This window comes from Chitinophaga rhizophila, assembly GCF_019492185.1.
GTDB lineage: Bacteria > Bacteroidota > Bacteroidia > Chitinophagales > Chitinophagaceae > Chitinophaga > Chitinophaga rhizophila.
Window position 1 is genome coordinate 919,049 of the sequence record NZ_JAICCF010000002.1, and the last position, 14,039, is coordinate 933,087.

10 protein-coding genes and 2 tRNA genes are annotated in these 14,039 nt (G+C 44.8%); 5 read left to right on the forward strand and 7 right to left on the reverse strand.

What is annotated here, in order from left to right; all coding sequences use genetic code 11:
* Positions 1-26 precede the first annotated feature (26 nt).
* Positions 27-1,850, reverse strand: coding sequence for a hypothetical protein (locus tag K1Y79_RS12695; RefSeq protein WP_220250406.1), 1,824 nt, complete (start codon positions 1,848-1,850; stop codon positions 27-29).
* A gap of 620 nt (positions 1,851-2,470) precedes the next feature.
* Positions 2,471-5,005, reverse strand: coding sequence for an ATP-dependent Clp protease ATP-binding subunit (locus K1Y79_RS12700; RefSeq protein WP_220250407.1), 2,535 nt, complete (start codon positions 5,003-5,005; stop codon positions 2,471-2,473).
* Positions 5,006-5,201: 196 nt separating this feature from the next.
* Between K1Y79_RS12700 and K1Y79_RS12705 the strand changes: the two genes are divergently transcribed.
* Positions 5,202-5,576 (forward strand): STAS domain-containing protein, encoded by a 375-nt coding sequence (locus tag K1Y79_RS12705; RefSeq protein ID WP_220250408.1) that lies wholly within the window; start codon positions 5,202-5,204, stop codon positions 5,574-5,576.
* Between the two features lie 103 nt (positions 5,577-5,679).
* On the forward strand, positions 5,680-6,588 hold the full coding sequence (locus tag K1Y79_RS12710; RefSeq protein WP_220250410.1) for a ribonuclease Z: 909 nt from the start codon (positions 5,680-5,682) through the stop codon (positions 6,586-6,588).
* Positions 6,589-6,666: 78 nt separating this feature from the next.
* Here the strand turns inward: K1Y79_RS12710 and dapA are convergent, their stop codons facing one another.
* Positions 6,667-7,545 carry a 4-hydroxy-tetrahydrodipicolinate synthase gene (dapA, locus tag K1Y79_RS12715; RefSeq protein ID WP_220250411.1) on the reverse strand — a complete coding sequence of 293 codons (879 nt, stop codon included), beginning with the start codon at positions 7,543-7,545 and terminating at the stop codon, positions 6,667-6,669.
* 99 nt (positions 7,546-7,644) lie between these two features.
* A complete protein-coding gene (locus K1Y79_RS12720; RefSeq protein ID WP_220250412.1) occupies positions 7,645-8,598 on the reverse strand; it encodes an acetyl-CoA carboxylase carboxyltransferase subunit alpha in 954 nt (317 codons plus the stop codon).
* A gap of 118 nt (positions 8,599-8,716) precedes the next feature.
* Between K1Y79_RS12720 and K1Y79_RS12725 the strand changes: the two genes are divergently transcribed.
* Together K1Y79_RS12725 and K1Y79_RS12730 are read left to right on the forward strand one after the other, a co-directional pair.
* A tRNA-Asp gene (locus K1Y79_RS12725) sits at positions 8,717-8,790 on the forward strand.
* A 294-nt stretch (positions 8,791-9,084) separates the two neighbouring features.
* A complete protein-coding gene (locus tag K1Y79_RS12730; RefSeq protein ID WP_220250413.1) occupies positions 9,085-10,221 on the forward strand; it encodes a hypothetical protein in 1,137 nt (378 codons plus the stop codon).
* Between the two features lie 83 nt (positions 10,222-10,304).
* Here K1Y79_RS12730 and K1Y79_RS12735 read toward each other — a convergent pair whose 3' ends face one another.
* Positions 10,305-11,651 (reverse strand): BamA/TamA family outer membrane protein, encoded by a 1,347-nt coding sequence (locus K1Y79_RS12735; protein ID WP_220250414.1) that lies wholly within the window; start codon positions 11,649-11,651, stop codon positions 10,305-10,307.
* A gap of 153 nt (positions 11,652-11,804) precedes the next feature.
* Positions 11,805-12,374, reverse strand: a complete 570-nt coding sequence (locus tag K1Y79_RS12740; RefSeq protein ID WP_220250415.1) for an LOG family protein — start codon at positions 12,372-12,374, stop codon at positions 11,805-11,807.
* 267 nt (positions 12,375-12,641) lie between these two features.
* On the opposite strand from K1Y79_RS12740, the gene K1Y79_RS12745 reads away from it, so the two are divergent.
* Positions 12,642-12,715: transfer RNA gene (locus tag K1Y79_RS12745), tRNA-Asp, on the forward strand.
* Positions 12,716-12,842: 127 nt separating this feature from the next.
* Here the strand turns inward: K1Y79_RS12745 and K1Y79_RS12750 are convergent.
* A complete protein-coding gene (locus K1Y79_RS12750) occupies positions 12,843-13,955 on the reverse strand; it encodes an acyltransferase family protein (RefSeq protein ID WP_220250416.1) in 1,113 nt (370 codons plus the stop codon).
* Between the last annotated feature and the right edge of the window lie 84 nt (positions 13,956-14,039).

The following is a 14,039-nucleotide window of genomic DNA, read 5'->3' on the forward strand; positions in this document are numbered from 1 at the left end:
GACTGCCCCTGTTAAGTAGATGTCTATTATTTCCTGATGATGTACCAGTTGGTACCGTCTGTTTGTATAGTTACAAAGGTCCAGTCGTTGTAGATGGTATAATCAGCACCACCTTCAATTGTACCGGAAGTTGGCAGTATCCTTACAGCATGATCAATATCGCCGTTACCTACTTTTTTGATGGTGTATATACGACCAGCAATAGCAGCGGAAGGAGCAGGCAGGGTAATAGTCAGCGCACTACCGGATGCATCTGCCAGGACAGTATTGTCATTGTCAGTTACTGTGTAAGAAGCAGTAGTTCTGTAGATTCTCATCTGTACGGAACCATTTACTTCCAATGTTGAATTAGCAGGAGCAGCAGTACCTACAGCTACGCCAGCAGCGAAGCTTTTGTTACCTGCAAAGCTCTGGTTACCTGTTGATACAACACCTCGCTGCGCGGTGGTGTGTGCAGCATCAACTGCACTTGCATTAGGCAGGTTGAAAGACACTTCGTTTGCAGTTGCCTGGATATCGAAGTTAGCACCAATGCTGTCAGCTTTAAAGCTTACGTTCACATTATCAGTAGCACCTGTACCGGCATTGATAGTGCGGATAGCTTTAGCGATAGCATCCAGATCAAAAGGACGTTTTGTAACAGTGCTACCTTCCCGTACTAACACGTCGTAAGTAGCAGCAGTAGCTGCATCTGCAACACTGTTCAGCGTTACAGAGCCATTGAGTGTAGTAGCATTGGTTACAGCAAGTGTATTCAGTGTAGTAGCGCCGGTTACAGTCAGGGTATTACCCAGATTGGTTGCACCGGTAACACCAAGTGTATTGTTAATATTTGTAGCGCCGGTCAGTGTAGTCGCACCAGTTACATTCAGTGTATTACCTAAAGTGGTACCACCAGTTACGTTCAGGCTGTTATTAACAGTAGTGGCACCGTCAAAAGTCTTGTCGCCACCGAAAGTCTGTGTACCTGCTGTTACAATACCAGCTTGTGTTGCACTGGCAGCAACCAGTTCAAGCCTGTAGCTGGCAGTAGCAGCATCATAAGTGATACGTCCACCTCTGTTCACTTCGGAAGCAGCAACAGTAGTAATGAAGTCAGCGATGGTCATATTGTTACCGCTGGAAAGAGCCTGCAGTTTATCCCAGTCTGATTTTTTCAGGAAACCGTAAGTTGCTGTAGTAGATGCAGCCAGGATTGGTGCATTCACAGTGATTTCACCGGTAGTAGTGTTCTCAGTTACATTGAACTGTGTGTTAGCAGAATCAGCGCTGGTTTTGATGTTGGCAAACAGGCTGCTGAAAGCAGTTTGTGGTAAGGTTCTTTTTGACACAATACCTGTAGCGCTCAGCATGACAACGTCGAGCAGGCTGTTATCCTGGTTAACAGTAGAGAAGTGCAGCTGACCATCTGTCTGTATGCCGATAGCTTCTGTACCATTGGTACGGAGAGATAAAGGTCTTGCATCAGAAGTACCAAGGTAGTCGGTAGCGGTAGTACCAGCGTTACCTTTCAGGCTCCAGTTGGAGAGAGCGTCAGCAGCACTGGCAATTTTCACCCAGGCACCTGCTCTTCTCATGTATACCCCATCAGTAGCGGGAGTGCCACTAGCCAGGTATACGATCATTCCATCTACAGCATCTGTTCCGATAGCGGCGTCGATGGCGGTAAAGTTGGGGATTCTTGGTAATAAGAGACCTTGTTTGTTGCTACTCAGCTCAAGTATAGCTGATTTTGTGATGGTAGCCGGATTGTCACCAATCTTCATCTGGGCATTAGCTGCAGTAGCTGCGAGCGTAATACCGCCAGCCAGAACGAGCGTACGGGATGTGTTACGTATAACTGATTTCATAGTATAGGGATAGATAGATTTATGTTTATCTGTTAATAATAAAGTCCCGGTAATTTGCAAACGGAAACCTCCGTACCATGCATCAAAGAGTAGTCTTAACGTTTATCTGCAGTGAGGTAAACACACAAGACATAACCATCTGCGTTTGCAGTCAATTCGTTTTTCAGTAAAAATGCAGGTTAAAAAAAGGTGGATGCTTTAATTGTTCACTATCGTTTACGAAGCAATGCTTATGCTGATTTACCGGATGTGCCCGGCTGTTTTTGTATGGTGCAAATATCTAATATTAATGAGATTCGGCTTATGACATGAACGTATCATTTTACAGCACAGAAGAGGTTTACACGCGATTGATAGTCACAGACTTATTTTTCAGGTGTAATTAAGTGCTGATAACCATATCCCTGATTTCAGGGAGGGAAGCTTTTAAATAACACTTTCATGTTAGGATAATTTGCTATGAAAAGAGGGCGTGGGTAACTTAGGGGTGAACTAAAAAGGCGAATATCGGGTAACGGAGGAGGTAACATTGAGCGATATGCCAGCAGCCAGGGCAAAAAAAATCCCGGACTTTCGTCCGGGATCTTATCGAAACAATTTCTATCAACTATGGCTTATTGTTATGCCTCTGATTTTTCGGATTTGTTACTTTTTGAAGAGTTCTTCAAGGTAAAGATCAGTTTCTGATTTTCCTTGTCGAGATCTGCAATCAATACATCTCCGTTATGGATGTTCATATTCAGTATCTCTTCTGCCAGTGGGTCTTCCAGGTATTTCTGGATCGCTCTGTGCAGCGGACGGGCACCGAACTGCTGATCGTAACCTTTTTCTGCCAGGAAGCCTTTGGCTTCTTCTGTCAGTTCCAGGCTGAAGCCCAGGTTGTTCAGGCGTTTCAGTACACTCTGCATAGTAATATCTATGATAGTATAGATATGTTCTTTGCTCAGTGAGTTGAATATGATAACATCATCGATACGGTTAAGGAACTCAGGAGAGAAGGTACGTTTCAGTGCTTTTTCAATTACTGATTTAGTATTATCTTCTTCGCTGCTTGCCTTTGCAGATGTGGTAAAACCAACGCCTGCACCGAAATCTTTCAGCTGACGCACACCGATGTTAGACGTCATGATGATGAGAGTGTTCTTGAAATCCACCTTACGGCCCAGACCATCGGTCAGGATACCATCATCCAATACCTGCAACAGGATGTTGTAAATATCAGGGTGAGCTTTCTCGATCTCATCCAGGAGGATTACAGAGTAAGGTTTACGGCGTACTTTTTCAGTCAGCTGACCACCTTCTTCATAACCAACGTATCCCGGAGGCGCACCTATCAGACGGCTTACGGAGAATTTCTCCATATATTCACTCATATCGATGCGGATGAGGCTATCTTCTGAGTCGAACATATAACGTGCGAGGGATTTAGCCAGCTCGGTTTTACCAACCCCGGTAGGTCCGAGGAAGATGAAGGTACCGATTGGTTTCTTAGGATCTTTCAACCCTACCCTGTTACGCTGAATAGCTTTTGTAACTTTAAGGATAGCTTCGTCCTGACCAACTACAGCGCCTTTGAGGTCTTCACTCATACGGCGGAGTTTCTCAGTTTCAGCCTGAACCATACGTTTAACAGGGATACCTGTCATCATGCTCACTACTTCTGCGATAGCTTCTTCGTCGATTGGGTAGCGTTTGTGTTTCACTTCTTCTTCCCACACATTCTTCGCACGCTCCAGATCTTCTCCGAGTTTCTTTTCTGTATCGCGTAAAGCAGCAGCTTCTTCAAAACGCTGGCTCTTTACTACTTTATTCTTTTCCTGTTTGATGTCTTCGATCTGTTTTTCCAGGTCGAGGATATTCTGCGGAACATTGATGTTTTTGAGGTGGACTCTTGCACCTACTTCATCCAGAACGTCTATAGCCTTGTCGGGTAACAGACGGTCTGTCATGTAGCGGTCGCTGAGTTTCACACAAGCCTCGATAGCATCGTCTGAGTAAGCTACATTATGATACTCTTCGTAGCGAGGTTTGATGTTATTCAGGATCTGAATAGTTTCATCCACGGTTGGAGGGTCTACCATTACTTTTTGGAAACGACGGTCTAATGCACCATCTTTCTCAATATACATACGGTATTCGTCCAGTGTGGAAGCACCAATGCACTGAAGTTCCCCACGTGCCAGAGCTGGCTTGAAGATGTTGGAAGCGTCCAGAGAGCCGGAAGCGCCACCTGCACCAACGATGGTGTGGATTTCATCAATGAAGAGTATTACATCGCGGTTCTTTTCAAGTTCGTTCATGATGGCTTTCATCCTTTCTTCGAACTGTCCGCGGTATTTGGTACCAGCTACCAGTGCTGCCAGATCAAGGCTTACCACACGTTTATCAAACAGTACGCGGGACACTTTACGCTGCACGATACGCAGCGCGAGGCCTTCTACGATAGCTGTTTTACCAACGCCCGGTTCCCCGATGAGGATCGGATTATTCTTTTTACGGCGGGACAATATCTGCGATACACGCTCAATTTCCTGCTCGCGACCTACAATAGGGTCTAAGCTGCCACTCTCGGCCAGCTTGGTAATATCCCTGCCGAAATTATCCAGCACGGGGGTTTTAGACTTCGTATTAGTTTGCTTGGCCTTGGAGGCAAAACTCTTGCGCTCATCTTCAAATTCCTCCTCTCCAGGATCATCAAACTCCGCTTTAGGATCAGCAGATTTTACGAAGCCTAGCTCGTTTTTAAAAGTGTCGTAATCCACGTCAAACTGTTGTAAGATTTGTGTACAAACGTTTTCTTTATTCTTGAGGATTGAAAGCATTAAGTGCTCGGTTTCTACGGTTGGGCTTTTCAGGGCCTTCGCCTCGAGCACGGTAACGCGTATTACCTTTTCTGCCTGTCTTGTAAGCGGTAGACTGTTGATATTGGCAATGTTTTTTCCTGTTTTGTCTTTAACGGCCAACTCAACCTCTTTACGAAGTTCATAAAGGTCTACATTTAAGGCCTGCAGAATTTTAACAGCTGTCCCTTCCCCTTCTCGAATTATGCCTAGCAGCAGGTGCTCTGTGCCGATGAAATCATTCCCCAAGCGTAAAGCTTCCTCTCTGCTAAACGAAATGATCTCCTTTACTTGCGGTGAAAAATTCTGGTCCATTGTGAGAATATTAAATTATTAAAACCCTTACGGGGACTTGCTTATACAATATTAGCAAATAATTTTGATTTACCTTTACCCTAACACTTTAATAGTATAAGTATACAATTAAGGCAAGTTGAAGTAAGAAAGAAGGCTGTTATTTGGCAGGATTCCCGATTACTTATTTACTAACTTATAAAAGAAAATCTTGCTTATGGAATTCAAAATTGATACCAAAGAAAAAATACTGGTTGTACAGCCACAAATTAAACAATTGGATGCTAATTTGTCAGCCGGGTTTACTAAAGAGGTATCAGAATTGCCTGGTCTGGAAGGACGTAACCTTATACTGGACATGACATTAGTCGAAAACGCGGATGATGCAGGGATTAACGCCATTCTAACAGTATATCACCAGCAGTATGACAGCGGACTGTCCTGCGCAGTTACTGGCCTTAACAGCGCTTTAACAAATACGCTCAGAGCTGCAGACGAATCTGTCTATAACGTTGTTCCTACTATGTCTGAGGCTATTGACATGGTGATGATGGAAGATCTTGAGAGAGAATTGTTACAAGACGAGGAGTAAGCCCTGCCTGCTCACATATTGATGCCATATTTTTCCGTAATGTGGAAATAGATTCCATTTAACGGAATAAATAAGGAAATTTGGTAATTATTTTTTTTCGTTCATGTTTGCAGTCACCATATTAGGTAATAATTCAGCTCTACCCACGTTAGAAAGACACCCTACGGCTCAGATAGTTACATGTAATGATCAGCTGATACTGGTGGATTGCGGAGAAGGCACCCAGTTACAGTTTGCACGTTACAAGATCAGAAGAAGCCGCCTGAGATATATCTTCATCAGTCATCTGCACGGAGACCATTATTTCGGCCTCATAGGGCTGTTAAACAGTCTGAGTCTGCTTGGCAGACAAGACCCGCTTACCGTTTTTGCTCCACCGGAGCTGGAACCCATTCTACAATTACAGTTACAATGCTCAGGCACTATCCTGCAATTTGAACTGCAGTTTGTACCCTTGATGGCAGAAAATCAGGGAGTGATACTGGAGGATAAAGATCTGACAGTCAGTTTCTTCCCGGTGAAACACCGCATACCCTGTTATGGGTTTTCTTTCGAGATGCAAAAACGCAAAAGAAAGATCATCCCGGACCAGGCAAAGGCCTATGAGATTCCGGCAGCTTACTTCTCTAAACTGCAACAGGGCGCTGACTATCTGCGCAAAGACGGTCTACTGGTAAAAAATGACTGGATTACACTACCACCACCCAGGGGTAAAAAGTATGTCTATTTTGCAGATACAGCCTTTGATGAGGAACTGATCCCTTATGGGCAGGATGCTGACTTGGTATACCATGAAACAACATATTTGCACAATCTGGCAGAACGGGCAGCTGACCGTTATCATAGTACAACCGTACAGGCAGCCACTCTGGCATTGAAAGCAAATGCCCACCGGCTAATAGTAGGTCACTTCTCATCCAAGTATACAGATCTGACACCATTTGAGGCAGAATGCCGCGAGGTATTCCCAAATTCCGGTCTGGCCCTGGAGGGAGCGACATACATCATTTAAACAGGCTAAAAAGGCATAAAACAGTGATCCCCGTCCTGCCAGGCAGAACGGGGATCATTATTTATACCGGTATTCCGGTTACTTATAATTTTTGTTGAAGGTAGCAATGCGGCTTTGTAGACCTGCACTTACCGGTACCACTGGCAAACGGAATACATTTTCAATAATACCGCCTTCTGCCAGGAACGCTTTCACACCCGCAGGGTTATTCTCTTCAAACATCAGGTCAAAGGAATCCTGCAGCTTGTAATGCAGTTCGCGTGCTTTGGCATTATTGCTGGCCAATGCAGCTCTTACCATGTCAGCAACATCCTTTGCAAAATAATTGGCAGCTACAGAGATCAGTCCGTCCATACCGGTAGCGATCTGAGGGAATGCCAGTGCATCATCGCCACTAACGACCAGGAAATCCTTCGGTTTGTCTTTGATGATCTGCATGCACTGTACCATATCGCCGCTGGCTTCTTTCATAGCTACGATATTAGCTACTTCTTTTGCCAGACGCAGCGTAGTTTGCGCCGTCATATTACGACCGGTTCTTCCTGGTACGTTATAGAGGATGATTGGTTTAGGAGAAGCGGCAGCAACTGCCTTGTAATGTTGGAACAATCCTTCCTGACTAGGCTTGCTGTAGTATGGAGCAACACTCAGTACAGCAGCTGCTTCATCCAGCGGACAGGTTTCGAGTCGCTTGACAACATCGCGGGTGTTATAGTCGCCAATACCTACTACAACCGGTACGCGTTTATTTACCTTTTCAAAGGTAAACTTCATGATGTCCAGCTTTTCTTCTGAGCTCAGTGTAGGTGTTTCTCCGGTAGTGCCCAGGGATACTACATAGTCAACCCCGCCGGAAATCACATGATCAATCACTTTTTCCAAAGCATTCCAGTCAATGCTTTCGTCTTTTTTAAAGGGCGTTACCAGTGCCACACCGGTGCCTTTCAATTGTTCCATATTAAGTGTAGATTCCAGATAACAAATTCAAATCGCCCTCTTTATCCTGCTAAAGAGGTGCAAAGATGACAATTTGAACTGGTTTATAACGAAATATTTTTAGCGTTCTTCAAAAAAGCCCATGTTGCTAAACTTATCGATACGCTGTTCGATACGGGTATCGGCGTCGAGCTTTCTGAGTTCTACAAGGGTATCCTTGATAGTCTTCTTGAGGATGTCCGCCATTTCGTCCGGATTTACATGTGCACCACCTAACGGCTCTTTGATTACCCCATCTACCAGACCAAAGCGACTCATATGATCAGATGTCAGCTTGAGTTCTTCAGCAGCTTTCTCTTTGAAGTTCCAGCTGCGCCAGAGGATGGTAGAACAGTTTTCAGGGGAAATTACAGTATACCAGCTGTTTTCAAGCATCAGTATTCTGTCGCCGATACCGATTCCCAGTGCACCACCCGAAGCTCCTTCTCCGATGATGATACAGATAACCGGCACACGCAGTTTTACCATCTCGAAAATATTGCGGGCAATGGCTTCACCCTGTCCGCGCTCTTCAGCTTCAAGACCAGGATAAGCGCCGGGGGTATCTATCAGTGTAACGATTGGCTTATTGAACTTTTCTGCCAGTTTCATCAGGCGCAGGGCCTTTCTGTAACCTTCCGGGTTAGCCATACCGAAGTTGCGGATCTGACGCATTTTGGTATTTACCCCCTTCTGCTGACCGATGAACATGACCGTTTCACCATCCAGTTCAGCGAAACCGCCGACCATGGCTTTGTCGTCTTTCACGTTCCTGTCGCCATGCAGCTCCACGAAATTGGTACACATCTTTTCAATGTACGCAAGTGTATAGGGCCTATCGGGATGCCTGCTGAGCAGGACCTTCTGGTAACTGGTAAGGTGACCATACAGCTCTACCCGGGTATCAGCGATTTTCTGCTCATACTCCTTTACGGTAGCTGTAACATCTACACCTGACTTTGCTCCATTCTCTTTCAGTTTTTCCAACTGATCATACAGGTCCTCAATAGGTTTCTCAAAATCCAGGAATTGCATATTTATGTATAAAATTGGTTAAAGTACGGTGTAAAGATAAACGCTAAAATATTTTTTAAAAAAGATTTGCAAAATTGATTTCTTTGTTGCTATCTTTGCCACCCCGAAAACAAGGGAAGGATCAGTAGTTCAGTTGGTTAGAATGCCGCCCTGTCACGGCGGAGGTCGCGGGTTCGAGTCCCGTCTGGTCCGCAAAGAGGGACAAATCATCATCAGTATGGTTTGTCCCTCTTTCGTTTTCAGGACTGCCCGGCTGATCGCAGGCTTAAAATAACTGCACCAGCAACCTGAAAAAAATTTATGCTCCCACACATGGCAATTTTTTGGCAATAATCAGACACTTTCTTGTTCGTCGCTTATTCGTCGCTAGTTCGTCGCTTGTTCGTTCCGACATAAGTAGGCCAAATTCCCATCCATAAGTATCTCTTTCCTCATCAAATTCAAAATATCTACTATATTCAGCCTGTCAACTGACATTTTAGCCAAATGGAACAAGATTTCCCCATCGCCACCTATCTCGACATAAAACGGGAATTGTTAACGATACAAAAAGCACTGGAAAAAGAAAAAGCTGCCTGGAGTGCTACCAGAGATTTTTTAGAGGAAAATACAGCCAATGAACTGGATATGGCCTTTAAAACGGCATTTGAGCTGATAGATGGGAATTATACAGCCTCCCATTTGAGCGACTGCCTTCAATCACTGGAAATATTGGTACAGCAGGGTGCCTCCGGCAGGACAATGAGCAGCCATGAACTGGGACGCTACAACCTGGCCATGCTGGTCGAAGACATCAGATACATCACCGACGAAGATACGCTCGATATAGCTACCCGTATCATCCGGCTCACTATCATCGCAGATGCAGCAGTGAATCAACAGAAAGCATATGTAGGAAATGGTGGCATGCCTGCACTGGATTTTATTTGTCTCTATCTGGCCCACGGCATCGATACGGCCTGGTATCGCCTCAGCTCCAAACAATATGAGTATATCTATCGCCTGTTTCCATTATTCGCACATCACTATTCGGCAACGTTTGCCCAAGACCGTGGGTATGATGAGCCTTATCATATGTATGTGCGCTGTTTACAGCACTCACCGGCGGCAGCCGATCTGCAGATAAAAACCTTTCTGCGCATGCTTTGTCTCGGATGGACCCCCTTCTATGTAACGGAAGAATGGCTGGATCGGACTTTCTTTTTGAAAATAGCTAACCTTGATACACAATGGCTTTCCATAATTTATCCTTATGACGACGGACAACTGAAGTTTTATATCGACGTAGCGCAGCAGCATATTACAGCTGCGACTATTAAAGTCATGCTGAACGCTGTCACGATGAATAACAAAAGCAGAAAGGACTTTAAAAAATACTTTTCACTACGGCCACACTGGCTAATCAAACTCGCTATCACTAAAGCGCCGGACATTGTTTTCCAACTGGTAAAGAGAAATGAAAAAGACCTGCTATATCCTTTCCTACGGTACTACAAACGCGAACTGGCCACTTTGCGGAATGAGCAGGGGCTTAGTCTGGGAGCATATGCCATCACTACCAGAGGAGTGGTAGAAAATACGATCCAGCTGCTACGTGCGGCTAATCTGTTAAAGGTTGACTGACGGTTCAGGAGCAACTAGAGGTCTGCTGATCAGCGCATATTTCGGCAGCACCATCAGCCACCGGATATGAAAGCATTAGCTCATCAGAATGCTTCATTGAGGCCGAGAAAGAAACCTCTGGCACCAAATTTACCAAAGGCATAATCAAGACAAAGATTAGTACGGGTAACTTTATTGAATAATATCCGCAAGCCTGCACCTCCTCCCGGCTGCATTACCTGGAATACTTTTGTACCTGCTTCATCGTTGGTGGTCTGCAGGTGAAAGAACGCTACCCCACTAAGGAAGTTATTGTTAAGGATGGGAAAACGATATTCTACTTCAGAATAGCTGTACTGGGTACCTTTAAAGTATCCGACAGTATAACCACGCCCGCTGCGTGAGCCTGGATCCTTAGCAGTACCCGCTAGCTCAAGATACGGTATATTACCTGCCAGCAGGAAAGAGTTCCAATTCCAGAAAGCAACGACATGTTCCGGACGACGGCTGGATAAACTGACATATTTTCTGAAGTCGGTCGTAAACTGTAGTGCATTGCGGGAACTTGCCATCCACTTCTGATTCGCTCTGAATCCGGCGTCGAGATAGATGCCGTTATAAGCCCTGTTCTGGTTATCGCGGGTAGTATATTGTACATTCAGCAATATACCATTTGCCATGTAATGGTCCCTTTTAAAGCCATGCCGGTCGCTGTAGATATTGTATGGACTAGGGCTATTTGTTGTATCCCGTTCATCAATCTTCCGGCGGATATCAAAAGAAACACCTCCACCTACAAAGAGATTTTTGCTGACTTCCTTGTAGACTTTTTCCCGGAAGTTGTAGAACTGTGCACGTAGTCCACGGGGTCGGCGATCCGGATTATTGAGTATGTGTTCAGTTTCGCTGAGTGATGTTGGCCTGCCTATTCCCAGACCATAATCCGGCGTAACTGTTTTTGCTGCTACAAGACTACCCTGGAAGTTCCACTTATTACCGGAAGTGTAGATATTATGACTGATGTAAAAGTAGATAATCCCTTTAGTGGTGATAGATGCAGATGTTGCACCTACAGACAGCAATGTATTTGGATCCCGGCCAAACTTCTTTCCGGCAACGGCCTTAATCCCGATTTGGGAGCCGATACTGGGATTAGAGGCTACGTTTGGAATGATAATAACACCAGAGCGGGTACTACCTGACAGATCTGTCTTTCTACGCAGGATCTTTCTGACCAGATCTCCCAGATCATACTGTGAGGCCATTTCCTGTGCCTCCTTCTCAGCTAGTATCCGCTCAGCAGCGGTGGAATCAGTTTTTAAGGTATCTGCAGGCGCAGGTACCTGTCCGTACGTATGGCTGCACAGACATATCAACAGGGCAAACAACAGCATTTGCAACAAACGGAGTTGACATGGCCCTTTGCCGTTTGTCTTTTTGAGATGTAACAATATAAAATATGGTTTATTCTTTTGAGCGTGATATCACCGGATCAGGTCACAAATTTTAAACCAAGTTATAATGGCATCTCTGATGTGGTAAGCGCACCACACCAGAGGCTGGCATAGCAGCTTATTCAGACAATGGCAGGGAATCCAACCGGGTTACTTCACCCATTTGGAATGGTAGGTAACCTGTTGCCGCATCAGGGTATCCAGTAATCTGCCGGGATCATTATCAAAAATCAGTGACCTATATTGTGGGTCAGACAGGAATCCCTGCTGGCACATAGACAACAGCAGGTCATGCAGTTTATCATAGAAGCCATTGATATTCAGGATACCGCACGGCTTTGCGTGTAATCCCAGCTGCGCCCATGTAAACACTTCAATTATCTCTTCAAGGGTCCCTATACCACCAGGTATGGCAACGAAGTAATCGGATAAATTTGCCATCATTGCCTTACGTTCATGCATAGTGGAAACGATGTGTAGTTCAGTGAGATTTTTGTGCCCCACTTCTCTGTCACGCAGTTTTTCAGGCAGTACGCCTACCACCTGACCACCTAATGCAAGCACCTGGTCAGCCACTACGCCCATCAAACCTACAGATGCACCGCCGTATACCAGTCGCAGGTCATTTTTAACGATACAATGAGCAAGTTCCTTAGTGGCCTCTGTGTAAATCGGATCGTTACCAAAGTTCGATCCACAGAAAATAGCTATACTTTTCATGGAGGCAAATGTCGGTATTAATTGTACAGTGACCGGGACAAATGTCCTGACATCGGGGTATTAAGTGACAGATTATATTTGACAATGGCAATGAAATAGGGCAGTAAAAAGTTGCTGATGATGGATCGCAACAGGCGTTAGGCAGCAGAATAGGCAATAAACTTCTCTCTTGAAATTGGCTACCAGCCTAGATCTAAAAATATTTTTACTTTTTATTTGTCGAATTAAAATATTTATCCAATATTTGCACCCCGAACGAACGAAAACGGATCAGTAGTTCAGTTGGTTAGAATGCCGCCCTGTCACGGCGGAGGTCGCGGGTTCGAGTCCCGTCTGGTCCGCAAGAAAAAAGCCTTCAGCAATGCTGAAGGCTTTTTTATATCCAGGAAATGTGGTAGAAGATTTTACTGTTCATTGTTTGATTTGTTTTGAAACAGCTGAAGCAATCCCACCATCTTTCCTTCCTGTTTATTTTGACCTATTCCGTAGCCAGGCCCTGATAGGTTCATCATAGAGTTTAAGACTTGCATAGGCAACGGCCATTGATCCCAAGAATGTAGTTAATGCATGTGGCCATGATTGCGCAAGCGTTATTCCTTTATGGTCACTTACCCAACCCACATAGAAATATACCAGTGTGTAATGCGTGATGTATAGCGGATATGAGATATCACCAAGGAATTTACACACCTTATTCTCCTGATCAGTGGCCACATTCCCCCCCGCACCTGTCAGCACTATCAGCGGAAATATAACGATGATACAAATTGATTCATACAAGCCATTCATCCACAGATGATCAGCCCCGCCTATACGTGGCATAAACAGTACAGCGGCTAATGCCAGTGAACACCAGAGAAAGGCATTTTTGATATGAATCTTTTTACCAATCCTGGAAAGTAATAGTCCGGCAAAAAACGGATACATCATACGCGTCATCCCGACCTGAACCTGTTCTACAGTTAGCGTCCAACCGCCGGTAACATCGCCATTTGAATTGGTGACAGCAAAGTAGGTTAGTGCCACTGCTGCTAATCCTACCAAAACAGCTAATGCATTATTAGACAGTTTACGGAATCCCAGGGCATACAATATGTTGGCTATATATTCAAAAAACAGGGACCATGCTACACTGTTCAACGGATGCATCTCTTGCCAGCCGCGTATATCCATGGATAAAGGAACTGGCAGTAGGGTATAGCCAATGAGCATTACTAGCAGCATTTTCCAGACGGGCACAGTATGGATCGTTGGCCAGATGGCAGAGTCAGTGTAATAAAAGCCTAATGCACCCAATGTCATACCCAGGATAATCAGCGGCTGTAATCGTTCAATACGACGCTTAAAAAAAGAGCCGACAGTCATTTTATCCCATCTGTCATCATAGGCATACCCGATTACATATCCTGAAAGAAGAAAGAAAAAATCTACAGCCAGGTAACCGTGATTGACCACTTGTGTAAGGTGGCTGGTAGCATGTGGCTCACAAAGGTGGAACCATACGACGATTATAGCGGCTATTCCGCGTAAGCCATCTAATATCTGGTAATGAGGTTTTGTAGGAAGTACATTGCTATTCATAACTACTGGTTCTTATTTCCAAGATGGAAATAATTCGGATCATTTTTACATATTTCTGGTAGAGTGTTGAGTACAGGACCTGTG

What these genes read in the sequence shown, in the direction of transcription:
- K1Y79_RS12740 (WP_220250415.1), bottom strand. Translation starts at nt 12,374, where the DNA reads ATGAAAAGTATAGCTATTTTCTGTGGATCGAACTTTGGTAACGATCCG.
- K1Y79_RS12750 (WP_220250416.1), bottom strand. Translation starts at nt 13,955, where the DNA reads ATGAATAGCAATGTACTTCCTACAAAACCTCATTACCAGATATTAGAT.
- K1Y79_RS12730 (WP_220250413.1), top strand. Translation starts at nt 9,085, where the DNA reads ATGGAACAAGATTTCCCCATCGCCACCTATCTCGACATAAAACGGGAA.
- K1Y79_RS12720 (WP_220250412.1), bottom strand. Translation starts at nt 8,598, where the DNA reads ATGCAATTCCTGGATTTTGAGAAACCTATTGAGGACCTGTATGATCAG.
- dapA (WP_220250411.1), bottom strand. Translation starts at nt 7,545, where the DNA reads ATGGAACAATTGAAAGGCACCGGTGTGGCACTGGTAACGCCCTTTAAA.
- K1Y79_RS12695 (WP_220250406.1), bottom strand. Translation starts at nt 1,850, where the DNA reads ATGAAATCAGTTATACGTAACACATCCCGTACGCTCGTTCTGGCTGGC.
- K1Y79_RS12710 (WP_220250410.1), top strand. Translation starts at nt 5,680, where the DNA reads ATGTTTGCAGTCACCATATTAGGTAATAATTCAGCTCTACCCACGTTA.
- K1Y79_RS12705 (WP_220250408.1), top strand. Translation starts at nt 5,202, where the DNA reads ATGGAATTCAAAATTGATACCAAAGAAAAAATACTGGTTGTACAGCCA.
- K1Y79_RS12700 (WP_220250407.1), bottom strand. Translation starts at nt 5,005, where the DNA reads ATGGACCAGAATTTTTCACCGCAAGTAAAGGAGATCATTTCGTTTAGC.